The 24,196-nt window shown below is 45.9% G+C and carries 25 protein-coding genes; 17 read left to right on the top strand and 8 right to left on the bottom strand.

The features are described 5' to 3' along the window. The first annotated feature begins 27 nt into the window (after positions 1–27). The 10 genes from frc (ICN44_RS01655) to ICN44_RS01610 all read left to right on the top strand — a co-directional run bounded on the left by frc (ICN44_RS01655) (position 28) and on the right by ICN44_RS01610 (position 9,123). Positions 28–1,278 (top strand): formyl-CoA transferase, encoded by a 1,251-nt coding sequence (gene frc, locus ICN44_RS01655; protein WP_216262328.1) that lies wholly within the window; start codon positions 28–30, stop codon positions 1,276–1,278. Positions 1,279–1,383: 105 nt separating this feature from the next. Further along, entirely contained in the window at positions 1,384–1,812 is a 429-nt protein-coding gene (locus tag ICN44_RS01650) for a PAS domain S-box protein (protein WP_216262327.1), read from the top strand. A gap of 117 nt (positions 1,813–1,929) precedes the next feature. Further along, positions 1,930–3,177 (top strand): formyl-CoA transferase, encoded by a 1,248-nt coding sequence (gene frc, locus ICN44_RS01645; protein ID WP_216262326.1) that lies wholly within the window; start codon positions 1,930–1,932, stop codon positions 3,175–3,177. Between the two features lies 1 nt (position 3,178). Beyond that, positions 3,179–4,111: a methionyl-tRNA formyltransferase gene (locus ICN44_RS01640; protein ID WP_216262325.1), complete on the top strand. Its 933-nt coding sequence runs from the start codon at positions 3,179–3,181 to the stop codon at positions 4,109–4,111. A gap of 187 nt (positions 4,112–4,298) precedes the next feature. Then, entirely contained in the window at positions 4,299–5,051 is a 753-nt protein-coding gene (locus tag ICN44_RS01635; RefSeq protein ID WP_216262324.1) for a transporter substrate-binding domain-containing protein, read from the top strand. A 20-nt stretch (positions 5,052–5,071) separates the two neighbouring features. Then, complete coding sequence (locus tag ICN44_RS01630; protein ID WP_216262323.1) at positions 5,072–5,731, top strand: amino acid ABC transporter permease; 660 nt, start codon at positions 5,072–5,074, stop codon at positions 5,729–5,731. Then, positions 5,728–6,456 carry an amino acid ABC transporter ATP-binding protein gene (locus ICN44_RS01625; RefSeq protein ID WP_216262321.1) on the top strand — a complete coding sequence of 243 codons (729 nt, stop codon included), beginning with the start codon at positions 5,728–5,730 and terminating at the stop codon, positions 6,454–6,456. The genes ICN44_RS01630 and ICN44_RS01625 overlap by 4 nt, the downstream gene beginning before the upstream one ends. A gap of 2 nt (positions 6,457–6,458) precedes the next feature. Next, positions 6,459–7,130, top strand: coding sequence for an amino acid ABC transporter permease (locus ICN44_RS01620; protein ID WP_216262318.1), 672 nt, complete (start codon positions 6,459–6,461; stop codon positions 7,128–7,130). Positions 7,131–7,188: 58 nt separating this feature from the next. Beyond that, positions 7,189–8,628 (top strand): amino acid permease, encoded by a 1,440-nt coding sequence (locus tag ICN44_RS01615; protein WP_216262316.1) that lies wholly within the window; start codon positions 7,189–7,191, stop codon positions 8,626–8,628. A gap of 6 nt (positions 8,629–8,634) precedes the next feature. Further along, positions 8,635–9,123 (top strand): cupin domain-containing protein, encoded by a 489-nt coding sequence (locus tag ICN44_RS01610; protein ID WP_216262314.1) that lies wholly within the window; start codon positions 8,635–8,637, stop codon positions 9,121–9,123. 13 nt (positions 9,124–9,136) lie between these two features. Here the strand turns inward: ICN44_RS01610 and panC are convergent, their stop codons facing one another. The 4 genes from panC to metG all read right to left on the bottom strand — a co-directional run bounded on the left by panC (position 9,137) and on the right by metG (position 12,827). Next, the gene (panC, locus tag ICN44_RS01605; RefSeq protein WP_216262312.1) at positions 9,137–9,988 is read right to left on the bottom strand and encodes a pantoate--beta-alanine ligase; all 852 of its coding nucleotides are present in this window, start codon (positions 9,986–9,988) and stop codon (positions 9,137–9,139) included. Continuing rightward, positions 9,985–10,872: a ScpA family protein gene (locus ICN44_RS01600; protein WP_216262310.1), complete on the bottom strand. Its 888-nt coding sequence runs from the start codon at positions 10,870–10,872 to the stop codon at positions 9,985–9,987. The genes panC and ICN44_RS01600 overlap by 4 nt, the downstream gene beginning before the upstream one ends. Continuing rightward, positions 10,865–11,053 (bottom strand): DUF3460 family protein, encoded by a 189-nt coding sequence (locus ICN44_RS01595; protein WP_215357447.1) that lies wholly within the window; start codon positions 11,051–11,053, stop codon positions 10,865–10,867. The genes ICN44_RS01600 and ICN44_RS01595 overlap by 8 nt, the downstream gene beginning before the upstream one ends. A 103-nt stretch (positions 11,054–11,156) precedes the next feature. Continuing rightward, positions 11,157–12,827, bottom strand: a complete 1,671-nt coding sequence (gene metG / locus ICN44_RS01590; RefSeq protein ID WP_216262308.1) for a methionine--tRNA ligase — start codon at positions 12,825–12,827, stop codon at positions 11,157–11,159. A gap of 161 nt (positions 12,828–12,988) precedes the next feature. Between metG and ICN44_RS01585 the strand changes: the two genes are divergently transcribed. From ICN44_RS01585 to ICN44_RS01560, 6 genes are all read left to right on the top strand, one after another. Beyond that, complete coding sequence (locus ICN44_RS01585) at positions 12,989–13,831, top strand: formate dehydrogenase accessory sulfurtransferase FdhD (protein ID WP_216262306.1); 843 nt, start codon at positions 12,989–12,991, stop codon at positions 13,829–13,831. Between the two features lie 40 nt (positions 13,832–13,871). Then, complete coding sequence (dcd, locus tag ICN44_RS01580) at positions 13,872–14,438, top strand: dCTP deaminase (RefSeq protein ID WP_071464932.1); 567 nt, start codon at positions 13,872–13,874, stop codon at positions 14,436–14,438. Positions 14,439–14,450: 12 nt separating this feature from the next. After that, entirely contained in the window at positions 14,451–15,365 is a 915-nt protein-coding gene (locus tag ICN44_RS01575) for an ion channel (protein ID WP_216262304.1), read from the top strand. Beyond that, positions 15,362–17,629: an arginine/lysine/ornithine decarboxylase gene (locus tag ICN44_RS01570; protein ID WP_216262302.1), complete on the top strand. Its 2,268-nt coding sequence runs from the start codon at positions 15,362–15,364 to the stop codon at positions 17,627–17,629. Before ICN44_RS01575 ends, ICN44_RS01570 begins: the two co-directional genes overlap by 4 nt. A gap of 111 nt (positions 17,630–17,740) precedes the next feature. Then, positions 17,741–17,998 carry a type II toxin-antitoxin system Phd/YefM family antitoxin gene (locus tag ICN44_RS01565; RefSeq protein ID WP_216262299.1) on the top strand — a complete coding sequence of 86 codons (258 nt, stop codon included), beginning with the start codon at positions 17,741–17,743 and terminating at the stop codon, positions 17,996–17,998. After that, the gene (locus ICN44_RS01560; RefSeq protein ID WP_216262297.1) at positions 17,988–18,251 is read left to right on the top strand and encodes a Txe/YoeB family addiction module toxin; all 264 of its coding nucleotides are present in this window, start codon (positions 17,988–17,990) and stop codon (positions 18,249–18,251) included. Before ICN44_RS01565 ends, ICN44_RS01560 begins: the two co-directional genes overlap by 11 nt. A 60-nt stretch (positions 18,252–18,311) precedes the next feature. Here ICN44_RS01560 and ICN44_RS01555 read toward each other — a convergent pair whose 3' ends face one another. The 4 genes from ICN44_RS01555 to argH all read right to left on the bottom strand — a co-directional run bounded on the left by ICN44_RS01555 (position 18,312) and on the right by argH (position 23,177). Beyond that, a complete protein-coding gene (locus tag ICN44_RS01555; RefSeq protein ID WP_216262295.1) occupies positions 18,312–19,568 on the bottom strand; it encodes a hypothetical protein in 1,257 nt (418 codons plus the stop codon). A 104-nt stretch (positions 19,569–19,672) separates the two neighbouring features. Further along, on the bottom strand, positions 19,673–21,205 hold the full coding sequence (locus tag ICN44_RS01550) for a TRAP transporter large permease subunit (RefSeq protein ID WP_216262293.1): 1,533 nt from the start codon (positions 21,203–21,205) through the stop codon (positions 19,673–19,675). Beyond that, a complete protein-coding gene (locus tag ICN44_RS01545) occupies positions 21,202–21,753 on the bottom strand; it encodes a TRAP transporter small permease subunit (protein WP_216262291.1) in 552 nt (183 codons plus the stop codon). The genes ICN44_RS01550 and ICN44_RS01545 overlap by 4 nt, the downstream gene beginning before the upstream one ends. Positions 21,754–21,758: 5 nt before the next feature. Next, positions 21,759–23,177, bottom strand: a complete 1,419-nt coding sequence (gene argH / locus ICN44_RS01540) for an argininosuccinate lyase (protein WP_216262289.1) — start codon at positions 23,175–23,177, stop codon at positions 21,759–21,761. 43 nt (positions 23,178–23,220) lie between these two features. Here argH and hemC point away from each other — a divergent pair, with 43 nt between their 5' ends. Beyond that, complete coding sequence (hemC, locus tag ICN44_RS01535) at positions 23,221–24,186, top strand: hydroxymethylbilane synthase (protein WP_216262288.1); 966 nt, start codon at positions 23,221–23,223, stop codon at positions 24,184–24,186. Positions 24,187–24,196: the final 10 nt, after the last annotated feature.

Below are 24,196 nucleotides of genomic sequence, written 5' to 3'. Positions count from 1 at the left end.
ACAAGAAAGACTTAAGGAGAAACAAACATGACTAAACCATTAGAAGGTATTCGCATTATTGACTTCACACACGTACAAGCAGGTCCTGCATGTACTCAGTTGTTGGCATGGTACGGCGCTGACGTAATCAAAGTTGAGCGTCCAGGTTCTGGCGACGTAACTCGTAGCCAATTGCGCGATATTCCAGGTGCAGATGCTTTGTACTTCACAATGTTGAACGGTAACAAGCGTTCTTTGACTCTCGATACTAAGACTCAAGAAGGTAAAGAAGTTTTAGAGAAGATGATCAAAACTTCCGACGTAATGGTTGAGAACTTTGGTCCAGGCGCATTGGATCGTATGGGATTCTCTTGGAAGCGTATCCAAGAATTGAACCCAAAAATGATCATGGCTTCTGTAAAAGGTTTTAGCGATGGCCACTCATATGAAGACTTAAAAGTGTATGAGAACGTTGCTCAGTGTGCTGGTGGTGCTGCTTCAACAACCGGTTTCTGGGATGGTCCTCCTACTGTTTCTGCTGCTGCTTTAGGTGACTCAAATACTGGTATGCACTTGGCAATCGGTATCTTGACAGCTTTGATGCAACGTCAAAAAACTGGCAAAGGTCAAAAAGTTTCTTGCTCAATGCAAGACGCTGTATTGAACTTGTGCCGCGTGAAGTTGCGCGACCAACAACGTTTGGACAAGATTGGTTACTTGGAAGAGTACCCACAGTACCCACACGGTTCATTTACTGACGTAGTTCCACGTGGCGGTAACGCTGGTGGTGGCGGTCAGCCAGGTTGGGTGTTGAAATGTAAGGGTTGGGAAACAGATCCAAACGCATACATTTACTTCACAATTCAAGGTCACGCTTGGGAGCCGATTACTCGTGCGATTGGTAAGCCAGAGTGGGCAACTGATCCAGCGTACATGACAGCTGAAGCCCGTCAAGACAAGATTTTTGACATCTTCGCAACCATCGAAGAGTGGCTCAAAGACAAGACTAAGTATGAAGCTGTGGACATTCTCCGCAAGTTCGATATTCCATGTGCTCCAGTTCTCTCTATGAAAGAGTTGGCTAATTCACCTGACTTGCGTAAGAGCGGTTCTATTGTTGAAGTGGACCACAAAGTACGTGGTAAGTATTTGACTATCGGTAGCCCAATCAAGTTCTCTGATTTGGAAATCGAAGTTGGTCCATCACCAGTATTGGGTGAGCACACTGACGAAGTATTGGCTGACCTTGGCTATAGCGCTGATGACATCGCTAAGTTACATACAGCTAAAGCAGTCTAATAACGATAATTATCGCTATGAATTGAAGGCGCTCCTGGTGGGCGCCTTTTTTATTGTCAGAATAAATAGTAAATCACTTAATGAAAAAGTCTGTAGACTGATCCTATGAATACCAATATTGATTTAGTTCAATTAGTAGAGTGTGTTGGAGATGCGATCATCGTTGTCGATGCACATGAAAAAATTGTGCTGTGGAATCCCGCAGCTACTCGTATCTTTGGTTACTCCGAGTCGGAGGCTTTAGGTAATACTTTGGATTTAATTGTTCCGGAGCGTCAACGCCATCGCCATAACGAGGGCTGCCGTAAGTCCATGGAAACTGGTATCACGCGTTATGGCTCATCGTTGTTAAAAGTGCCAGCTCTCCACAAGAGCGGTGGCATGCTCTCAATCGCTTTTACAGTTGGCATGCTTTTTGATGAACATCAGAAGGTCAATGGGATTGTGGCAACCATTCGGGATGAAACCGAGCGTTTTGCTCAAGAAAGGACGCTTAAAAAAAGGATTGCCGATCTTGAAGATGCCCAAATCTAGCTATATACAGTCTTAGACGGCGTCTGTGCCCAAAAATAGGGCACACCCAATCTTTCTCTTTATCCCACTGGTAAAATTCCTTAATTCAAAATTTTCATTCTTATTAGGACTTAAATCATGGCAAAAGCACTAGAGGGGGTCAAAGTCCTCGACTTTACGCACGTTCAATCAGGCCCAACCTGTACTCAGTTACTGGCTTGGTTTGGTGCGGATGTGATCAAGGTAGAAAAATCAGGCGAAGGTGATGCAACGCGCGGTCAATTGCGCGACATTCCTGATGCAGACAGTTTGTATTTCACAATGTTGAACCATAACAAGCGTTCCATCACTGTGAATACTAAAACCCAAAAGGGTAAAGAAATTCTAGAGCGCCTCATTAAAGAGTGCGACGTATTGGTTGAGAACTTTGCACCAGGCGCACTCGATCGCATGGGATTTTCTTGGGAGCGCATTCAAGAACTCAATCCCATGATGATCATGGCTTCTGTCAAAGGCTTTGGTCCTGGTCCATATGAAGATTGCAAGGTGTATGAGAACGTAGCGCAATGCGCAGGCGGTTCTGCATCAACTACAGGTTTTGATGATGGTCCTCCAATGGTGACTGGTGCACAAATTGGTGACAGCGGAACCGGTTTGCATTTAGCGCTTGGTATTGTTACAGCTCTATACCAACGTACCCATTCTGGTCGTGGTCAGAAAGTATTGGCAGCAATGCAAGATGCCGTATTGAACTTGTGTCGTGTGAAGTTGCGTGATCAACAGCGTTTAGAGCGCAACGGTACGATGCAAGAGTATCCACAGTACCCGAATGGTGAGTTCGGTGACTCTGTACCCCGCGCTGGCAATGCTTCTGGTGGCGGTCAACCAGGCTGGATTCTCAAATGCAAAGGCTGGGAAACTGATCCCAACTCTTATATTTACGTAGTAGTACAGGCGCCAGTGTGGCCAGCAATATGTAAGGTGATTGGCCGTGAAGATTGGATCACTGACCCTAACTTCGCATCCGCAATGGCACGCTTACCCCGTCTCATGGAGATTTTTGCTGAGATTGAAAAATGGACGATGACCTTAAGTAAGTTCGAGGTTATGGAGGCGCTCAATAAGTACGATGTTCCTTGTGGCCCAATTCTCTCCATGAAAGAAATTGCTGAAGAGCCTGCGTTGCGTGCTACCGGCACTGTGGTTGAAGTGGATCATCCAATTCGCGGAAAGTACCTTACTGTTGGTAACCCAATCAAGATGTCTGATAGCCCAACCGATGTGACTCGTTCACCATTGCTTGGTGAGCATACTGATGAGATTCTCAGTGAGTTAGGTTACTCAACCGATGAATTGATTTCTCTTCGTCATGATAAGGTGATCTAAGATGCGGGTTGCTTTAATTGGGAGTGCGGATTTTGGCAAAGCGTCATTAGAAGCCTTTTTAGATCGCGGCGATGAAGTCGTTGCTGTTTTCTGCCCACCCGACAATCCTAAATCAAGCAAACCCGAAGTCTTGAAAGAAGCTGCGCTAGCAAGGGGCTTAACCCCCTTGCAGTTCCCTTCCTTAAAAGGGCCAGAGGCTGCCCAAGCGATGATTGATGCCAATGCGGATATCTGCGTAATGGCTTACGTACTCCAGTTTGTGCCGCAAGAGCTCTGTAAGATTCCGAAGCACGGCACGATTCAATATCACCCATCCTTGCTGCCTAAATACCGCGGTCCGAGCGCCATCAATTGGGCAATTGCATTGGGTGAAGAGAAGACTGGTTTAACCATATTCCGCCCATCCGATGGCTTAGATGAAGGCGAAGTGATTTTGCAAAAAGAAGTAGCTATTGGACCTAATGACACATTAGGCAAGATCTACTTTGATCATTTATTCCCGATCGGTGTGCAGGCTCTCCTAGAGACTGCTGATCTTGTAGTTGCGGGCAAACATCAAGAAATCGTTCAAGATGAGTCGCAGGCTAACTACGAAGGCTGGTTTGATGCGAATGCTGCACAGATTCATTGGGCGACTCACATCAGTCAAATCTATAACCTGATTCGTGCATGCAATCCTGCGCCTGGTGCATGGACTAAGTTTGGCGAACAAAAAGTGCAGATCTACGATTGCTACAAACATGTGGCTGCAACGTTTGGTGCCGTTAAAGGTAAGCCAGGTGAAGTGACCCAAATCACGCTAGATTCTTTCTTCGTCACCTGCCATGGTGGACAGATTGAGGTCCTGAAGGCTAAAGGCGCTGGGGGTAAAGTAACTGGTGCTGAATTAGCTAAAGAGTTGAATCTAGAGGTAGGGCAGTTCTTCGCTCTTTAGATCGCTTGGCAAATAACCCAATTCGGTTATCAATCGTGATGCTCACCAGCTCTTGCCATAGAATCATCATTTACAAATAGCCATTCCACTGCTATCTTTTGATGGAATGCTTTTAAGGCTAATTGACTTGCATTAGCTTGTTTAATTTAGAAGACGCCACCTAATTTTTACTACAAGGATTTTTTCTATGAAACGCCGATTTTTGCTATTGCTGATATTTGCCCTAAGTCTAGGAATGGTTGCTTGCTCTAAAGGAACCAATTCAAGTGAAATTAAGGTTGCCGTATCGCCTGCATCACCACCGATGTTGTTTGATCAAAATGGTCAGATTGTTGGCGTAGATATGGACATATTCCAAGGTTATTGCAAGTCTCGTGGCTGTACCTTAAAAGTAACTCCTTATGATTGGCAAGGAATGCTTGGCGCCGTTTCAAGCGGTCAAGCTGATGTTGCCTTTTCTGGCATCTCAATTACGGATAAGCGCAAAGAGGCGATGGATTTTTCTCAGCCTTATTACGATAACTCTTGGCATTTGGTAAGTCTTAAAAGTAAAAATATCAAGATCACAGATTTAAATCAACTCAAGAAGTATTCGATTGGCTACCCACGCGGCATGGCTTACGATGACTTGATCAGAAATGAGTTGGAGCCAAAAGGCTACTACTCTTTGAGCAAGGTAAAGCTATATCCTTCATATGCTGAGGTGGTGACTGATCTCCAAAATGGCAATATTGATTTGGCATTTATTGAAGAGCCCGTGTTCTTGAATTATGAAAATAAGCTAAAGCTTCCTTTGGAAAGCGCCTATGTATTCAAGGGTTACGACAAATTGGGCTTTGCCTTTGCCAAGGGCTCCAAGTTGCGTGATGACTTTGATAAGTATTTAACAGAGCTGGGACCTGAAAAAATTCAAGCGATCCTAGATAAGTGGATGAAGTAATCCTCTAGCAAAGGGTAGTTATGAGTCTTTTGGGTATTCTGCTAGAGCTCTGTAATGGCGTTGCGTACACCGTTATCGTGACTCTGGTTTGCAGTATGACCGGCCTTGTTGTCGGTCTACTGCTTTCTAGTCTACATAGACTCTCTATTAGAAGTGTTTCGTTTCTGATTGATATCTACACTTATATCTTTAGAGGCGTTCCAGTACTCGTTCTCCTATTCATGGTGTATTTTGGTCTTCCCGGAATAGGCATTAAGCCACCACCCTTAATGGCGATGGCGCTCAGTTTAGGTTTGGTGGCTGGCGCCTATTTAACGGAGGTCTTTCGTGGGGCATTTAATTCAGTCGACCCAACTGAGATAGTTGCTGCACAGGCCATGGGTATGAGTCGCATCCAGGTGCTCCGTTATATTGAAATTCCGCAGATGCTCCGTTTCTCCATTCCCGGCATGGTGAATGAATTTACCTCCGTCCTGAAGTACTCTCCTTTTGCCTATACCGTTGGCATTCCAGAGATCACCAAGGAGGCCATGACATTGACAGCCAATACCCTAAAGGGAATTGATGTTTATCTAATGGTTGGAGTCCTTTATTTTGTTATTTATCGGATCTTGTTATTGGGCGTTCAACTCATTCAAAAGCATTATGAGATTCCAGAAATGAAAGAAGCTGCAGTATGACGGTAATCACCATCCGAGACCTCACTAAGAAATTTGAGGGTCAAGCAGTACTTTCAGGGATTAATTTGGACTTACAGCAGGGCGAAGTGAAAGTCCTGATGGGCTCTTCGGGAAGTGGTAAATCTACTCTCTTGAGGTGCTTAAATCGCTTGGTAGAGCCCACCTCCGGATCAATTCAATTTAAAGGCAATGAGATCTTAGGGCCCAACGTAGATGTACGGCAATTGCGCAAGCAGATTGGTTTTGTATTTCAGCAATTTGCTTTGTATAGCCATCTCACTGTATTAGACAATGTCACATTAGCCCTGCGTAAGTTAGAAGGTATGGGGCTTAAAGAAGCTAATGAAAAGGCTTTGCATGAGTTATCTCGTTTTGAGATGACCCCCCATCAAAGCAAGTATCCTTCGCAATTGTCCGGCGGGCAAAAGCAGCGCGTTGCGATTGCGCGGGCTTTAGCGATGGACCCAGCTGTATTGCTGCTGGACGAGCCAACCTCAGCACTGGATCCCATCATGTCTCGTGATGTGGGAGATCTCATAAATCGCTTGCATCACAATGGAATCACCATGATTTGTGTAACTCATGACTTGGGTTTAGCAAGTGCCATTTCAGACCGGGTGCTATTTTTGGATAAAGGCGTCATTCGTGCCGACGAACGCATTAATGTTCTTGCCAACAATCACTCCGATCCAGAGCTACAAGCTTTTTTTGGTAAGAGAGAGTAGTTATGGCGGGATCTTGGAGTGGTTTTGAACGCGATCTTTTTGAGCAGATGCCGCTCATACTGGCGGGACTTTCGAATACTCTTCAATTAGCAGTTGTTATTAGCGTTACAGGATTTTTATTAGGTGTCTTTGTCTTCTATCTGACGCTCAGTAAGAATGCCTTGATCCGCAATGCCATTAATGGCTATATTTCCTTTTTTATTGGCATGCCTTTGATCGTGCTCTTGTTCTTAATGTATTACGGGCTTCCTCAATGGGGGATTCGACTCAATCCATTTACGGTGGCTGTGATTGGATTTACCTTAAATGTGGCTGCTTACAATGCTGCATATCTAACAACGGCATTCAATGGTCTGGATAAGACTCAGTTAGAGGCTGCTAGAGCACAAGGCTTTAAGCCGTCACAGGTATTTCGCTTGATTACTCTGCCGCAGGTATTGCGTACTTCGGTGCCAGCATTAACCAACCAGGTTATAGGCAACCTTAAAGACAGCTCGATTACGTTTTTGATTCAGTACACCGAGTTCTTTGCCCGCATGCAAGAGTTGGCCTCCACTAATTTTCAGTTTTTCAAAGCCTACTTACTCACCGCTTTAGTATATTTACTCTTGGTTTCCGTGATTGTCTTGATTGCTAGAAGGATTGAGCGGCGGGTACTAATACCGATTAACTGAACTCAGCTTAATTCAGCTAAAGACAGCTAAATTAGTTTTCACCAGAAATTGGATTTGTATGGAAAGTAATCATAAATTAGAGCGCGGCTTAGGTCAGCGTCAGATCGAAATGATCGCCATTGGCGGTTGTATTGGCACCGGCTTATTCATGGGCTCTGGAAAGACCATATCCATTGCTGGCCCCAGCATCATTTTGATTTATGCCGTCATTGGCTGCATCTTATATTTTGTGATGCGGGCTATGGGAGAGTTGCTCCTATCGAACCTCAATTACAAATCCTTTGTTGATTTTTGTGAGGACTTGTTGGGGCCGTCAGCAGGATTTTTTATGGGCTGGACATATTGGTTTGCCTGGATCGTCGCTGCGATTGCTGAAATTATTGCGATTACTGGCTATATTGCTTTCTGGTGGCCCAACTTACCCCCTTGGATATCCGCTCTTTCCATTGTGCTTTTATTGCTGACTCTGAATATTCTTAGTGTTAAAGCATTTGGGGAGCTAGAGTTTTGGTTGGCCATAATCAAAGTGGTCGCCATTATTAGTCTGATTACTCTCGGGATTTATTTATGTATTACCGGCTTTGTTTCTCCGAGTGGGATTACCGCCCACATTAGTAACCTATGGTCCTACGGAGGACTGTTTCCCAATGGGGTCTCGGGCTTGCTGGGGGGTCTACAGACCGCCATCTTCGCATTTGCTGGGATGGAAATCATTGGCACCATGATGGCAGAAACAAAGGATCCAGAGCGGATGCTGCCGGATGCGATTCATAAAATTCCTTTCCGCATCATGATTTTCTATATTGGCACCGTTATGGTGTTAATGATGGTGACTCCTTGGGTAGATATCTCTCCTGATGAAAGTCCTTTTGTTGGCATGTTTTCGCTTGTGGGTATGGTGAGTGCGGCAGCCTTGATTAACGGGGTGGTAATTAGCTCGGCTACCTCATCAAGTAATAGCGGTATCTATGCCACATCACGCATGGTGTATGGCTTAGCAAAAAATCATCACGCTCCAGCAGTTTTCGGAAAGTTATCCTCCCATAAAATTCCAACTGGAGGCATCTTTTTTGGAACGGGGCTAGTGCTATCGGCATCCCTCATACTGACAACTACGCAGTCCATGATGAGCGCATTTGAATTGGTTGGCAGCGTAACAGCCATTCTCTTTATTTATATTTGGTCAATGATTTTGTTGGCCTATCTCGCATATCGCAAGCGTTTACCCCAGGTTCATGATGAGTCGAAGTTTAAGACCCCTCTGGGTAAAACGATGATTTATGTTGCATTTATATTTTTTGCTATTGTCATCTACGCTCTAGGCCTAAATGAGAACACACGCATTGCGCTGTACTTCTTGCCATTATGGTTTGTGGTGCTTGGATTCTTCTACTGGTTTAAGACTCGTAGAAGCCTGAATCAGAAAGCATTGATCGCAGCCTTTAAGAAAAAAGTCATCGAGCAAAATGCTGCTGCAGAAATATATAGGGCTCGATAGGAATATATGCAAACAGTAAATTCTCTCGTTGATGATCTCAAGCTTCTCCCACATCCTGAGGGTGGCTTTTATCGAGAAATGTATCGTTCGCCAACTATTGTTAGCGCTAATGGCGCAGGACAAAAGAGTGCCTACACCAGTATTTACTATCTCCTTGCAAGCGAAGATTTTTCATCATGGCATCGCATTAAATCAGATGAGACTTGGTACTTTCATAGCGGCTGCGATGTCAGTATCTATTTCTTTGATGCAAATAAAGAGCTACAAACGATTCAGTTAGGGCTAGATTCGAAATGCTTGCAGGCTACTATTCCTGCCAATACTTGGTTTGCTGCTAAACCCATGCATCAAGACTCGTTTTGCTTAGTGAGCTGTGCTGTAGCACCCGGTTTCGAGTTTGCAGATTTTGAAATTGGTCAGCGGGAGATCTTGTTAAGAGAATTTGGCCACTCTGCAGACAACATCAAGGCTATTGAGACCCTTACAAGGGCTTGATCAATATTTTGACTTAGATTTCGAGGTTATCAATCAAACGTGTTTTGCCAAGCTTAGCTGCTGTCAGAATGACGAGTGGCTCACCAGCTTGTAATTGCTCATTGCTTGCAGGGGCTAAATCACTTTGTTGACGAATGGCGATGTAATCCGGTTGCCAGCCACGTTTAGCCAAACTGGCAACTGCAGCTTTTTCAATCTCGGAAATAGATTGGCTGTTGCGATCCTTCAGTTGGATGACGCGTTCCCGAACTTCTTTGAGTGCCTTCATTAATTCTGGCGCTTCAGCACGCTCTTCAATTGACAGGTAGCCGTTGCGAGAGGAGAGGGCAAGCCCATCTTCCGCACGAATGGTTTCACCGGGAATGATGTCGACTGGTAGCGCAAACTGCTTAGCCATCTGACGAATAATCATCAGCTGTTGGTAATCCTTTTTGCCAAACACGGCCACCTTAGGCTGTACGCAAGAGAAAAGCTTCAATACAACGGTACAAACCCCTTTAAAGAATCCAGGGCGGAACTCACCTTCGAGGATGTCGCCTAACTGCTGCGGTGGATCAACTCGATATTCTTGTGGCTGTGGATAAAGATCGCGCTCAGTAGGTGCAAACAGGATGTACACACCTTCTTTTTCCAGCTTATCAATATCCGCCTGCATGGTGCGCGGGTAGCTATCGAAATCTTCGTTAGGACCAAACTGCAGGCGGTTCACAAAGATACTGGCCACAACTGGATCACCATGCTGTCTTGCCAAGCGCATCAGGGATAAGTGACCTTCGTGAAGGTTGCCCATGGTAGGTACAAATGAAGCGCGGTTTTGACCTCTTAAATGGTCACGTAATTCTTGAATGTCGCTAATGATTTTCATGCAACGGGTGTATAGGCGAGGCGCACGTAAATTGGTGCATACGGCTCAGCTTGGGTAATTTCTATTAAAGCTTCGCGTGACAACTCAAGCATCGCAATGAAATTCACGATAACAACCGGTATGCCTTTGCCAGAGTTAATGGCTTCTTCAAATAGCTCACTGAACTCTACAAATTTAGTGCTTTGCAAGCGGCGCAATATGCGAGTCATAAAGTCACGCACTGATAATTCTTCACGGGTAATCGTGTGATGCTGAGTGAGTTTGGCGCGATGTAAAACGTCACGCCAAGCCATTTGTAGGTCTTCTACATTGACATCTGGCCACGCAATGGCGACGGTGGTATCCACGTAGCCATGTGCTACCTGAAAATCACGCCCTTGCTGTGGAATCTGATCGAGCTCTTGAGCTGCTAACTTCATACGCTCGTACTCTAAGAGACGACGTACTAATTCTGCGCGTGGATCTTCTACTTCTTCTTCGCTATCTGCCTTCTTCATTGGCAGTAGCATGCGAGATTTAATTTCAATCAACATAGCAGCCATGAGGAGATACTCGGCAGCCAGTTCAAGGTTGTGATGACGAATTTGATCAACATAGCTCAGGTACTGTTGAGTAACCTGCGCCATTGGAATATCGAGAACATTGAAGTTCTGTTTGCGAATCAGATACAGCAACAGATCTAATGGTCCTTCGAATGCCTCTAGAAAAACTTCTAGAGCATCTGGTGGAATGTAAAGATCAGTAGGGAGCTTAAAAAGTGGTTCGCCATATAGTTTGGCGAAAGCAGACGACATACCATCGGTAACCGATGGAGTGCTATCGAGTAAATCCGATATTGGCTGAGCGCTAGGCTCATTGTCTGACGAACTACCTGAGTTAGTCATTCGAGTACACGTAGGCGCGTTGCTTGAGTTTTGCCTCTTTGGCGCGGCGCTGATCCTCAACGCTCAATGGTTCTTTATCCCACAGGAGGGCGCGACCGGCTTGTTGTTCAGCCTCGAGGTTTGGATGCTCGGTTTTGAGTTCAGTTAAGAACTGGGTGATTTCAGATTGATATCTTGCCATGGCATTTCCTAAAATACTAAATAAATTCAATAACTTATGAAATTAATTCGTAAAGTTATCTAGGGACTACAACCGCCATTATAGGTGCTTTTTAGGGCTATTTTTACAAGTTTGCAGCCAGCAAAGCCTCAATTTGAGGGGCTTCTACTCGGGTCATGAGGTGCTTATAGGGCTTGATAGGGTTCTTGCTGGAGAGCGGAGTATTAATGTCTGACCAGGAAAGGGGTGGCAAGGAGAAGAATTCTTCAACTCCAGCTGCAACTTGAGGAATCACTGGCTTGAGGTACAGACTCATCATCCGGAATGCTTCCAGCGTAATGCTGCAAATCCGCTGCAAATCCGCTTCACGTTCTAGATCTTTAGCGATTTCCCATGGCTTGTTCTCATCTACAAAGCCGTTAACTTTGTCAGCCAACTCCATCACGGTACGCAGTGCTTTTGCATATTCGCGCCCCTCATAGAGTTCAGCTATTTTTTCGCTAGCAGCAGTAATCTCTTTGAGCAATGGATTACTCATTGCTTCATCAGAAACTACACCACCAAATCGCTTTACTAAGAAGCCTGCGCTACGGCTGGCAATATTGATGTACTTACCGAGTAGATCGCTATTCACGCGTGCAACAAAGTCTTGAAGATTTAAATCTAAATCTTCCATGCTGTCATTTAGCTTAGTCGCAAAGTAATAGCGGAACCACTCAGGATTAAAGCCGCACTCAATCACGCTGTTTGCAGAAATTAAAGTGCCGCGTGACTTGCTCATCTTCTCGCCATCTACGGTTAAGAAGCCATGAGCAAATACATTAGTCGGTGTGCGATAGCCAGCAAACTTCAAAGTAGCTGGCCAGAAGAGGGTATGGAAATACAGAATATCTTTGCCGATAAAGTGGTATTGCTCGGTAGTGGTATCTGGCTTAACCCACTCATCAAAATTAAGGCCTTTAGTCTGGCAATAATTGAGGAAACTAGCGTAATAACCAATCGGGGCATCAAGCCACACATAAAAGTACTTACCTGGTGCATCAGGGATCTCGAACCCGAAATACGGGGCATCGCGGGAGATATCCCAGTCGCCCAGCTTACTTTCGCCAGGCTGGCCAACCCATTCTTTCATCTTATTGCGAGCTTCTGGCTGCAGCGGTGTTTTAACTTGCGTCCAGTCGCGTAAAAACTCTTCGCAACGTGGATCAGACAACTTAAAGAAGTAGTGATCCGAAATCTTTTTAATGGGTGTTGCACCACTCACTACTGAGAAAGGATTCTTTAAATCAGTAGGTGAATACGTTGCGCCACACTTTTCGCAGTTGTCACCATACTGATCTTTAGCGCCGCACTTAGGGCACTCACCTTTGATGAAGCGATCCGGCAAGAACATTTCTTTAACAGGATCGTAAGCTTGCTCAATCGCACGTTTTTCTATCAAGCCAGCATCACGCAGCTTGAGATAAATACTTTGCGCTAACTTCTCATTCTCGGGACTATCTGTGGTGTAGTAGTTATCAAATGAGATGAGGAAGTTATCAAAGTCGCGCTTATGTTCTTTCCAAACATTAGCAATGAGTTCTTTAGGGGTGATGCCTTCTTTTTCAGCGCGCAACATGATAGGGGTGCCATGTGTGTCATCAGCGCCAACGTAATGCACCTCGTGACCACGCATTCTTTGAAAGCGAACCCAAATATCGGTCTGTACGTATTCCACCAAATGGCCAATATGAATCTGACCATTGGCATACGGCAGTGCGGAGGTAACAAGAAGGCGGCGTTGAGAACTGCTCATGTAATACGGACTTAAATAAGAAAGTAAGAAGGTTAAATAGGGTGCAGCACTCAATTATGCTGGCTAATGCAGTGATTTTAGTCTGCGGTTAAAGTAAAGCTCCGCGGAGTGTTCCTAAACCCCGATAAAATTGAGTTCAGCCCGACCTTAGAGAGTATTTTATGGCAGCAAAACCAACCATTCAGATGTCTTCTGCCTCAGTGCCCTTGGTGCATGAGGTCGAGGTCATGGATGAGCTGGGCCGCTTAAAAAAGACTCATATTCCTGGGGAGCGCCCTTTAACCATTTATTTGGATAAGCGTGAAGTCGTAACGCTCATGACCTTGGGGAGCGCCCCAGAAGCGTTGGTCTTGGGCTATTTGCGTAATCAGCGCCTTGTAGAGTCGCCTGATGACATTGAAAGCATCCAAGTAGACTGGGAGACCGACTCAGCTGCAGTTAAGACCCGCCGCAGCACAGTCGATATTGATGCCTTAACCAGCAAGCGGGTAGTAACGACTGGTTGCGGTCAGGGAACGATGTTTGGTGGCTTGATTGAGGAGATGGATGCAATTCAGTTGCCCGAGGGGCCGCTACTCTCTCAAGAGGCAATAGTTGCCTTGATTGACTCCATTCGAATCCACGACACCATCTACAAGAAGTCTGGCTCGGTCCATGCCTGTGCGGTCTTTGAGCGAGACGGTCAGGATGGTGTGCGACTGTTGCACTTTATTGAAGATGTTGGCCGCCATAATGCGGTAGATTCCATTTCTGGCTTGATGTGGCTAGTCAATAAGCCGGGCAAGGATTTGATTTTCTTTACTACTGGGCGCCTGACCTCAGAGATGGTGATCAAGGGGGCTCAGATGGGGATTCCTTTCCTTCTGACCCGCTCGGGTGTGACATTGATGGGTCTGGAGCTGGCGCGGAAAACCAATCTCACCATTCTCTCCCGTTGCTCCGGCAAACACTTTGAGATCTATAACGCCCCGGAGCGGGTCATTTTTAGCCAAAAACCCCAATAAATTCGTCGGCAGGTGAGGGCGAAGGTTTTACAATTCGGTCATGACTATTAAATCAGACCACTGGATCCGCCGCATGGGCGAGCAAGGCATGATCAGCCCATTTGAACCTGGGCAAGTTCGCCAAGACGCCGCCGGTAACAAAATTGTAAGTTATGGCACTTCAAGCTATGGCTATGACATTCGTTGCGCAGACGAATTCAAAATCTTTACGAATATCAATAGCACCATCGTTGATCCGAAGAATTTCGATGAACAATCATTCGTCGACTTCAAGGGTGATGTTTGCATCATTCCACCAAACTCTTTTGCATTGGCAAGAACAGTGGAGTATTTCAAGATTCCACGCAGCGTATTAACCGTCTGCGTAGGTAAGAGTACGTATGCTCGCTGCGGCATTATTGTGAACGTCACGCCATTTGAGCCTGAGTGGGAAGGTTATGTCACTTTAGAGTTTTCAAACACCACACCATTGCCTGCAAAGATTTATGCGGGTGAAGGTTGTGCGCAAGTACTCTTCTTTGAGAGTGATGAAGTGTGTGGAACATCATATAAAGATCGCGGTGGTAAGTATCAGGGTCAGCGGGGCGTTACCCTGCCTAAGACCTAAGCCATTACGGCAGTGCGTAAATTTCTATTTAATCGCCGTCCATCGCGGATTAATCTAGAAGAATATCGCGCCACACTCTCGCACTCAGAAATGGCGCGCCCAGAGAATAATTTCTACCATTGGCTGCTAGGTACCACCTGGACTAGCTTTATGTTGCTAGTTGTCTTTGTATATCTTGGCACAAACCTTTTATTTGCTTTTGCGTATATCGCATGTGGAGACGGCGCCATAACTAATGCCCGACCAGGCTCATTGTTGGATGTCTTTTTCTTTAGTGTGCAAACGATGGCAACCATTGGTTATGGTCGAATGACGCCTACCGGTAGTTGGCCTAATGCGATTGTGACTTTTGAGGCGTTCTTTGGAATTGTGTACTCCGCATTAACTACGGGTCTGGCCTTTGCGCGTTTTACTAGGCCTACCGCAGGCATACGTTTCTCTAAAGTAGCTGTAGTTGGCAATCATGACGGTATCAAGACATTGAAGTTCCGCGTAGCCAATGATCGCAGCTCCCATATTGTGGAGGCGCAGTTACGGTTATGGCTCATTGCAGAAAGCATGACAAGCGAGGGTGAGCGCTATCGTCGATCCGTTGAGTTGCAGCTTCATCGCTCCGAGAGCCCGGTCTTTTCCTTGACCTGGACGGCGATGCATAGTGTGGATGATTCAAGCCCACTAAAAGATTTTTTGGGTAAAGCCGAACTGAATGGCCATTGGCACCTTTTAATTACCTTTACGGGGTATCACGAGAGCTTGGCCAATCAAGTCTATGCTCGCCATGTTTACTTACCAAGAGATGTGCAGCAAAATGCGACTTTTGTCGATATAGTCACGGTTTCGTCAGATGGCAGTCGGATAATAGATCTAGCCAACTTTGAGAAGTGGGTTCCGAATGTCTCGGATAAATTAGTAGGGGAGTTTTTATGAAATTTCGTTTTCCAATCATCATTATTGATGAAGACTTCCGCTCCGAAAATATTTCGGGTTCGGGAATTCGTGACCTCGCCGAGGCGATCGAGAATGAGGGCATGGAAGTTATTGGTTTAACTAGCTATGGTGACCTGACTTCGTTTGCTCAGCAAGCTTCTCGTGCATCCTCATTCATCGTCTCGATTGATGATGAGGAGTTTGACTCTGACTCAGAAGATAATGATCTTCCAGCCTTAAATAACTTGCGTGCTTTCATCACTGAAGTGCGTAAACGTAACGAAGATATTCCCATCTTCTTGTACGGTGAGACACGCACCTCTCGTCATATGCCCAATGACATCTTGCGCGAGTTGCACGGTTTCATTCATATGAATGAAGACACCCCAGAATTCGTGGCACGTCATATCATTCGAGAAGCCAAGGTGTATTTAGATTCATTAGCGCCCCCATTCTTCCGTGCGTTAACTAACTACGCTTCTGAAGGTTCCTATTCTTGGCATTGCCCAGGCCACTCTGGCGGCGTTGCTTTCTTAAAGAGCCCAGTAGGCAGAATGTTCCACCAATTCTTTGGTGAGAATATGCTCCGTGCTGACGTCTGTAACGCCGTGGAAGAATTGGGTCAGCTTCTGGACCATACAGGCCCAGTGCTGCAGAGCGAGCGTAATGCCGCACGCATCTTCAATGCCGACCATTTGTTCTTCGTTACCAATGGCACATCGACTTCCAACAAGATTGTTTGGCACTCTACGGTTGCGCCTGGTGACGTTGTCTTGGTTGACCGCAATTGCCATAAGTCCGTGATTCATTCGATCACCATGATGGGCGCGATTCCTATCTTCTTGATGCCTACTCGTAATCACTTGGGCATTATTGGCCCAATTCCGAAGGAAGAGTTCGAATGGAAAAACATCCAGAAGAAAATTGATGCCAATCCGTTCATCAAGGATAAGAATGTAGTGCCTCGCGTCATGACGCTGACCCAAAGTACTTATGACGGTATTGTCTACAACGTTGAAATGATTAAAGAGATGCTAGATGGCAAAGTAGATTCATTGCATTTTGATGAAGCTTGGTTGCCACACGCAGCATTCCATCCCTTCTATAAAGACATGCATGCCATTGGTTCAGATCGTAAGCGCACCAAGAAGAGTTTGATGTTTGCAACTCAATCAACTCACAAGTTGCTAGCTGGCTTATCTCAAGCATCACAGGTATTAGTGCAGGATGCTGAAGATACTAAGCTGGATCGTGATTGCTTCAATGAAGCCTATTTGATGCATACCTCTACTAGCCCGCAGTACGCCATCATTGCTTCATGCGACGTTTCTGCGGCCATGATGGAGTCTCCTGGCGGCACAACTTTGGTTGAAGAATCGATTGCTGAAGCAATGGACTTCCGCCGCGCCATGCGTGAGGTGGATGATAAGTTTGGGGCTGACTGGTGGTTCAAGGTCTGGGGCCCAGATCATTTAGCGGAAGAGGGTATTGGCGAGCGCTCAGATTGGATTCTAGAACCCTCTGCTGCTTGGCATGACTTTGGTAAATTGGCTAAAGACTTCAATATGCTCGACCCTATTAAGGCGACAGTAGTTACGCCTGGTTTGGATATTGAGGGCAACTTTGGCTCTATGGGTATTCCGGCGAGCATCGTGACCAAGTATCTTGCTGAGCATGGCGTGATCGTGGAGAAGTGCGGTCTCTACTCATTCTTCATCATGTTCACGATCGGTATTACCAAGGGGCGTTGGAACACGCTCGTAACAGAGTTACAGCAGTTCAAGGATCACTTTGATAAAAATGCACCTTTGTGGAAAGTATTGCCCGAGTTTGTGGCTAAGCACCCACGCTACGAGCGTGTTGGCTTGAAAGATATTTGCCAGCAAATTCATGAGTTCTATAAGGGTCGTGATGTCGCTCGTATGACCACTGAGATGTACACCTCAGATATGGTTCCGGCCATGATGCCTTCAGAAGCTTGGGCTAAGATGGCTCATAAAGAAGTAGATCGTGTACCACTGGATCAATTAGAGGGTCGCGTAACAGCCATGTTAGTTACTCCCTATCCTCCAGGTATTCCATTGCTAATTCCGGGCGAGCGCTTTAACAAACGCATTATTGACTACCTCTACTTTGCTCGAGACTTTAATGAGAGGTTCCCTGGATTTGAGACGGATATCCATGGACTCGTTAAAGCCAGCATCGATGGCAAGAGCGAGTATTACGTTGACTGTGTCAGGCAAGAGCGCGACATAACGCTTTGATCCACCTCACTTTTTGTACCCTAAAGCCCCGCTAAAGCGGGGTTTTTTACTTGCGCTATATTTGGTTAGTCTTTATACTTGTACAATAAATTGAACAAGTCAAAGGCTGCCATGAGAGTTATTAATTTTTCCGATGCTAGAAATCAATTTAAACAAGTCATTGATCAGGTAGTGGCTGATTGTGATGTTGCTGTGATCTCACGCAGAGATGCGGAGGATGCTGTAGTCATGTCTTTGAATACCTATAACAGCATGATGGAAACATTCCATTTATTAAAATCTCCGGCTAACGTAAAGCATTTGGAGAAATCGTTGGCGCAATATCGCAAAGGACAGACCAAAGCAAAGGCTCTGGTGGATGCTCAGTAGGCTGGTGTGGACAAATGCAGCATGGGTTGACTACGTTTATTGGCAGGGGCAGGATAAGAAAACCTTGAAGCGTATTAACTCTTTAATCAAAGAATCCTTGAGAAATCCCAAAGAGGGGATCGGAAAGCCGGAAGAGCTTAGAGAGAGTCTGTCAGGATTTTGGTCCAGAAGAATTGATGATGTTCATCGTCTGGTGTATGCCATCGAAAAAGATCAGCTGGTTATTATTGCCTGCCGTTACCACTACGAGTAATGCATGACTCTTCAATCAATCTGGCCCCTAGGGCCAGATTGATTGCTGCTGCATGGTTTTTTATTTCAGTAAGACTGATGGTGATGCCGGAATACTTCCTGGAATCTTCTGTAGTGACATAAATTGCGAGAGCAATTTAATGGCTAGGGGTGAGTAGCCGTTATTTTCACTTGGGATGCTGTAGAGATTACCATCCAAGCCTTCGATATTTGAAAAAGGCCTTGGAGTCGATTGATTTTTATTCACTACAAAAAGAGCATATTGATTGAATTTGCTTGTATTGCTATTGAATGTTGTCGCGGTTGGTGGCAAGGTCACCATGTAAGGCTTTTCGGCCAGTTGAGCTTTTACTACTTGCCCTAAATATTCAAAAATATTATTCGTTGAGCGAATACGAATATTGAGCTTAGGCTGCAATTTTTTCTCTACGCTTGGCTTGCCGATCTCTTGTGCAAGGGTTTCTTGACAAAAGATGCTATCACCATACTCTTGACGAACAAAATTTTCATATTTATTTGTATTGATACAAAGTTTATATTTTTTAGATACCTGTATTGGCTGAAATTTGAGTTCGGATGAACTGCCCACTTTTTTCAATACGATCCCCGATTCTTTCATCGCTTCGAAAGCGTTGTCGCCAAAAGTAGACTTCAAATGAGAAACGCTCAGGGGTGGCCCAATTTTTTGCGAGGTATCTATTAAATAAGCTCCAAGACCATATGCAATAAGCTTGTAAAGGTGTTTCTGGAATTCTTCATGGTCAGGTCTCAAGGGATTATTTATCAGCGTGAGTGACTCACCATTGGGCTTAGTGATTTCAATTTCATCAACCACCAAGCTCAAGAGAACCTCTTTTGGAATGTGATTGTGTTCAAAGTACTTCACATTTTCTATCGGAAGCTCATTGAGATAACCCTTCCAAAACACTGCGTTATCGAGAGAGGATTGGGTGAAGTTAAAACTATTGCCAACGGACAGCGAAACTCCGGGTGTAATACTATTTAAGCCACCATTAATTGGAAGGTAGGATGCATTGTATGGAAGGATGCCGCCCGTAAAGAATGCGCTCGCATATGGTGTGGTTGTAATGGATCCCGAGCCATTGATATTTGGCATATCTAAAAAGCTAACGGGACGATTTTCGGAAGAACGTAGGATATTCTGGAAGATCATATTGATCTGGTATTGCTCCAGAATATTGGCGTACTTTGCTGACATCTGGCTAAAGTCAGGTGCTGTAGTTGAACCGCAGCCGCTAAGAGCTGCGGATAGGGTAATAGCAGGAAGTGCTCTGCGCACCAAAAAGAGAAAGTTCATTTTTAAACCCATTAAATTTTCCCTAGCGTAATGGATTTTTATGAAAAAGACCCATTCTTGGCACAAATTTGGGGAAAACCTTTTCCTCCAATCGGAGGAAGCTCTTACTTAATGGGTTTATCCAGCTGAAACGTAACTGGAGCATCCTCGTCTGCTTTATTGGTGGGCGCTTCTGGTTTGCCATCTTCATTACCGGTGAAATTAAAGTCTTGGCTTTGAGCCACGGCAGCAGGCTTATCTAGGAGGGTAGTTACTAAGGCCGGGAATACCATCACCAGCACGACCATCACTAACTGCAGACCTACCCAGGGGAGTGCGCCCCAGTAGATATCACTACTCTTCACTTCTTTGGGCGCAACCCCTCTAAGGTAGAAGAGGGCAAAGCCAAAAGGCGGATGCATAAAAGAGGTTTGCATGTTTACACAGAGCATGACTCCAAACCACACTAGAGCTGCGCTAGCTGCTGCTTGAGGATTGCCATTCATAGAGTCGAGCAATACCGGTGAAAGTAATTTCACTGCGACCGGTGCCAACATCGGCACAACGATGAAGGCGATTTCAAAGAAGTCTAAGAAGAAAGCCAAGAAGAAAACAAACAAATTCACAACGATTAAGAATCCAATCCAACCACCAGGAAGATTAGAGAATAGTTCCTCAACCCAGAAGCCACCATCCACCCCCTGAAAGACGACAGAGAAGCAAGTTGATCCAATGAGGATGAACACCACCATGGCAGTAATGCGCATCGTGTTTTGATAAGCCTCTTTTATAAGTCCTTTGAGATTCAGAATGCTTGCTCTTCGAAGCCACGCTAAGAGTAGGGCTCCCATTGCGCCCATAGCACCCGATTCAGTAGGGGTGGCAATACCAGTCATGATGGTGCCTAGAACCAGGAAAATCAGGACCGCTGATGGGATGATCCCCAGGAGACATTTTTTCCAAAGCGCCCAGCCTTTAAGTGTGAGGGCGCTCTCTGGTACTGGCGGTAGATAGTCGGGGCGAACACGACTCAGGAAGAAGGTATACAGGGCAAAGAGGGCGATCTGCAAAAGCGATGGACCCCATGCGCCGAGATACATACTGCCCACATCTGCACTGCCGCTTTGTGTTTTGAGTTGGTCTGCCAACACAATCAATACCAGCGATGGGGGTACTAACTGCGTAATAGTCCCAGAAGCTGCTAAAACGCCCGTAGCGTAGCGCATGTTGTAGCCGTAACGCATCATCACCGGTAAAGAAATCATCGCCATGGCAATCACCTGAGCAGCTACAGTGCCAGTGATAGCGCCCAAGATAAATCCAACGATGATTACGGAGTAACCAAGGCCGCCACGGACGCGCCCAAACAATTGGCCCATCGAGTCGAGCATTTCTTCTGCAAGACCACAACGCTCTAAGATGGCGCCCATGAAGGTAAAGAAGGGAATGGCTAGCAGTAGATCATTGGCGAGCACGCTACCAAAGATGCGCTGCGGAATGGCTTGCAAAAATGGGATGCCAAAGAAACCCTCGCTAATAGCGATAGCTGAGAAAAATAATCCCGCAGCCATTAAAGAGAATGCAACTGGAAAGCCGATCAACATAAAGACGATCAGTCCACCAAACATTAACGGGGGCATCCACTCCAATGGAATCATTGCATCGGCTTTTCGTAATGAAGGTCTTCAGCGGGGAGGGCTGTTTTACCCTGCAAAGCACCGATACGCTTAATGATTTCTGAAACACCTTGCAGGCTCAGCATAAAAAATCCAAAGGGCACTACAAACTTAATGGGGTAACGCGCTAAGCCACCAGAGTTTGAAGAATGCTCCATCACCAACCATGATGGGTAAAAGAGCGTTTTCCAAGAGAGCCAAGCAAATAAGAGGCAGGCTGGCATTAAAAAGAAAATTAAACCAAAGAGATCAACCCACAAGCGCCCGCGATCAGAAAGCTGTGAGTAAATTAAATCAACGCGAACATGTTCATTACGTTTGAGTGTGTAAGACGTGCCGAGCATAACTGCAGCAGCGAAGAGATACCATTGAAGTTCTAATGGCCAGTTATTGCTGACATCGAATCCATAGCGCAGCAGGGCATTGAGTGCTGACACGATACAAGACAACAAAATCATGATGCTGGCTGCCTTGCCCAGAAGCTGGTTTACGTAGTCAATCCCTGCAGAGAGTTTAGACCAAAACCCCATGCACTTTAGAGGTCTGCGCGACCTCGTTTAATAGCGGCAAGAACCTGGTCTGGGGCGGTACCACCGGCATGTTGGCGTGATTGCACTGAGCCATCAACGGTGAGCAATACAAACACATCATCGCTAATGAGTTCGGGGCGGTTATCTAAACCACATGCAAAGCGCAACTCAGAAAGACTGAGATCAGTGAGCATACAGTTTCTGCCAACACAAGCCTTAACAGCATGGGCAACTGCTTCATGGGCATCGCGGAAAGCCAAACCTTTTTTAACCAAGTAGTCAGCCAAGTCGGTTGCTGTCGCAAAACCTTCTTCAGCTGCCTTCTTCATCACTTCAGCTTTAACTTCAATATGCGGAACCATGTCAGCAAAAATACGCAAGGTATCTTGAACGGTATCTACTGCATCAAACAATGGTTCTTTATCTTCTTGGTTATCTTTGTTGTAAGCCAGTGGCTGACCCTTCATGAGAGTCAACAAAGAAATTAGATCACCATAAACGCGACCAGTCTTGCCGCGGGCCAATTCTGGAACGTCCGGATTTTTCTTTTGCGGCATGATTGAGCTACCAGTGCAGAAGCGGTCTGGCAGATCAATAAAGCCAAAGCGGGGGCTCAGCCATAAGATCAATTCTTCAGACAGGCGCGACACGTGCATCATCAAGATGGATGAGAAAGCGCAGAACTCAATAGCAAAGTCACGATCAGATACGGCATCTAATGAGTTATTGCAGATGCCATCAAAGCCGAGGGTCTTGGCAACTTGCTCACGATCAATCGGGTAGGTCGTTCCCGCCAACGCCGCTGCACCTAAAGGCAGGCGATTGAAACGAGCGCGTAAATCAGTCAAACGACTTGCATCACGGCTAAACATTTCGTAATAGGCCATCAGGTGGTGACCAAAAGTAATTGGTTGGGCCACTTGCAAATGGGTATGACCAGGCATGATCGTAGAGGCATGCTTCTCGGCCAAATCCAAAAGCGCTACGCGCAAAGATTTGAGGGTGACTGCGATGTCATCTACGCTGCCACGCAACCATAGACGTAAATCTGTCGCTACTTGGTCATTACGTGAACGACCGGTATGTAAACGTTTGCCAGCATCGCCTACCAATGCAGTTAAGCGTGCCTCAATGTTCAGGTGCACATCTTCTAGTGCTAATTGCCAATTAAATTGTCCGGACTCGATTTCACTCTTAATTTGAGCCATACCCTTTTGAATATCCGCCAAATCCTGGGCGCTAATGATTTTTTGGGTAGCTAGCATCTCGGCATGGGCTAGGGAGCCGGCGATATCAACCAGCGCAAACCGTTGATCAAAGCCAATAGAAGCGGTATAACGCTGAACAAGTTCGTCGACGGGTTCGGCAAAACGGGCCGACCACGCTTGGGCTTTGTTGGCTAAGGAATTATTTGATGAGCTCATAAACACAGTATATTGGTGTAGTTCTTTTATTATTTTAAATGTTATGTCCCAAACCCTAAATTCCGCCCCCCTTGACGCCCCAAAGCGCCTTGTAATCGCCTCCCGTGAAAGTCGCCTAGCCATGTGGCAGGCAGAGTACCTTAGGGATTGCCTTAAAAAGCTCTATCCAGACTGTGATGTTCAGATCCTGGGGATGACCACCCGGGGGGACCAGATTTTGGATAAAGCCCTCTCTAAAGTGGGTGGCAAAGGCCTTTTTGTCAAAGAGCTCGAAACCGCATTAGAGGATGGCCGCGCTGATCTAGCGGTTCATTCCTTAAAAGATGTCCCCATGGTGATGCCCGAGGGCTTTGACCTTTCTTGCGTCATGGCCAGGGAAGATGCCAGAGATGCCTTTGTTTCTAATGATTACGCCAGCCTAGAAGATCTTCCTCACGGGGCAATTGTGGGTACTTCAAGCTTGCGCCGTGAGTCGGTCCTACGGGCCAAGTTTCCCCATCTCCAAATTGAACCCCTGCGCGGCAACTTAGACACCCGCATGGGCAAATTAGACCGTGGTGAGTATCAGGCTATTATTTTGGCCGCTGCTGGTCTGAAGCGTTTAGGTTTGGAGTCCCGCATTCGTGCATTTTTGCCATACGATCCTTACACACCGGCTGCAGGTCAAGGGGCACTGGGGATTGAGACCTTAAGTGTGCACCCCCATATCAAACAGTGGCTTGCTCCACTCAATGATTTACCAACACTACTAGCGGTATCTGCTGAACGTATGGTCTCTCGTCAGCTAGGGGGTTCTTGTGAAGTACCGCTAGCCGCGCATGCCATATGGGATCAGAACCACCTGCAGATTCGTTCCTTTGTAGCAAGTGTTGATGGCAAGGCTATTTGCTTAGCTAATGGCAGTGCTCAGGTGACATCAGTTGAAGACGCGGAGGCGCTAGGACTTGCGGTAGCTAAGGATTTGCTGGCCCAAGGTGCGGCTGATTTGATTCCTAAACTTTCCAAGTAACATATAGAAA

This window comes from Polynucleobacter sp. JS-Fieb-80-E5 (assembly GCF_018882015.1).
Lineage (GTDB): Bacteria > Pseudomonadota > Gammaproteobacteria > Burkholderiales > Burkholderiaceae > Polynucleobacter.
Note: the sequence above shows the minus strand (reverse complement) of the source record. Positions and strands in the feature narration are given on the sequence as shown.

Bases quoted from the DNA above. Each gene is read 5' to 3' on its own strand.
- ICN44_RS01600 (WP_216262310.1), bottom strand. From the start codon at position 10,872: ATGACTAACTCAGGTAGTTCGTCAGACAATGAGCCTAGCGCTCAGCCA.
- ICN44_RS01635 (WP_216262324.1), top strand. From the start codon at position 4,299: ATGAAACGCCGATTTTTGCTATTGCTGATATTTGCCCTAAGTCTAGGA.
- ICN44_RS01630 (WP_216262323.1), top strand. From the start codon at position 5,072: ATGAGTCTTTTGGGTATTCTGCTAGAGCTCTGTAATGGCGTTGCGTAC.
- ICN44_RS01555 (WP_216262295.1), bottom strand. From the start codon at position 19,568: ATGAACTTTCTCTTTTTGGTGCGCAGAGCACTTCCTGCTATTACCCTA.
- ICN44_RS01545 (WP_216262291.1), bottom strand. From the start codon at position 21,753: ATGGGGTTTTGGTCTAAACTCTCTGCAGGGATTGACTACGTAAACCAG.
- ICN44_RS01585 (WP_216262306.1), top strand. From the start codon at position 12,989: ATGGCAGCAAAACCAACCATTCAGATGTCTTCTGCCTCAGTGCCCTTG.
- hemC (WP_216262288.1), top strand. From the start codon at position 23,221: ATGTCCCAAACCCTAAATTCCGCCCCCCTTGACGCCCCAAAGCGCCTT.
- ICN44_RS01640 (WP_216262325.1), top strand. From the start codon at position 3,179: ATGCGGGTTGCTTTAATTGGGAGTGCGGATTTTGGCAAAGCGTCATTA.
- ICN44_RS01565 (WP_216262299.1), top strand. From the start codon at position 17,741: ATGAGAGTTATTAATTTTTCCGATGCTAGAAATCAATTTAAACAAGTC.
- argH (WP_216262289.1), bottom strand. From the start codon at position 23,177: ATGAGCTCATCAAATAATTCCTTAGCCAACAAAGCCCAAGCGTGGTCG.
- ICN44_RS01610 (WP_216262314.1), top strand. From the start codon at position 8,635: ATGCAAACAGTAAATTCTCTCGTTGATGATCTCAAGCTTCTCCCACAT.
- ICN44_RS01550 (WP_216262293.1), bottom strand. From the start codon at position 21,205: ATGATTCCATTGGAGTGGATGCCCCCGTTAATGTTTGGTGGACTGATC.
- panC (WP_216262312.1), bottom strand. From the start codon at position 9,988: ATGAAAATCATTAGCGACATTCAAGAATTACGTGACCATTTAAGAGGT.
- dcd (WP_071464932.1), top strand. From the start codon at position 13,872: ATGACTATTAAATCAGACCACTGGATCCGCCGCATGGGCGAGCAAGGC.
- frc (WP_216262328.1), top strand. From the start codon at position 28: ATGACTAAACCATTAGAAGGTATTCGCATTATTGACTTCACACACGTA.
- frc (WP_216262326.1), top strand. From the start codon at position 1,930: ATGGCAAAAGCACTAGAGGGGGTCAAAGTCCTCGACTTTACGCACGTT.
- ICN44_RS01620 (WP_216262318.1), top strand. From the start codon at position 6,459: ATGGCGGGATCTTGGAGTGGTTTTGAACGCGATCTTTTTGAGCAGATG.
- ICN44_RS01570 (WP_216262302.1), top strand. From the start codon at position 15,362: ATGAAATTTCGTTTTCCAATCATCATTATTGATGAAGACTTCCGCTCC.
- ICN44_RS01560 (WP_216262297.1), top strand. From the start codon at position 17,988: ATGCTCAGTAGGCTGGTGTGGACAAATGCAGCATGGGTTGACTACGTT.
- ICN44_RS01595 (WP_215357447.1), bottom strand. From the start codon at position 11,053: ATGGCAAGATATCAATCTGAAATCACCCAGTTCTTAACTGAACTCAAA.
- ICN44_RS01650 (WP_216262327.1), top strand. From the start codon at position 1,384: ATGAATACCAATATTGATTTAGTTCAATTAGTAGAGTGTGTTGGAGAT.
- ICN44_RS01615 (WP_216262316.1), top strand. From the start codon at position 7,189: ATGGAAAGTAATCATAAATTAGAGCGCGGCTTAGGTCAGCGTCAGATC.
- ICN44_RS01625 (WP_216262321.1), top strand. From the start codon at position 5,728: ATGACGGTAATCACCATCCGAGACCTCACTAAGAAATTTGAGGGTCAA.
- metG (WP_216262308.1), bottom strand. From the start codon at position 12,827: ATGAGCAGTTCTCAACGCCGCCTTCTTGTTACCTCCGCACTGCCGTAT.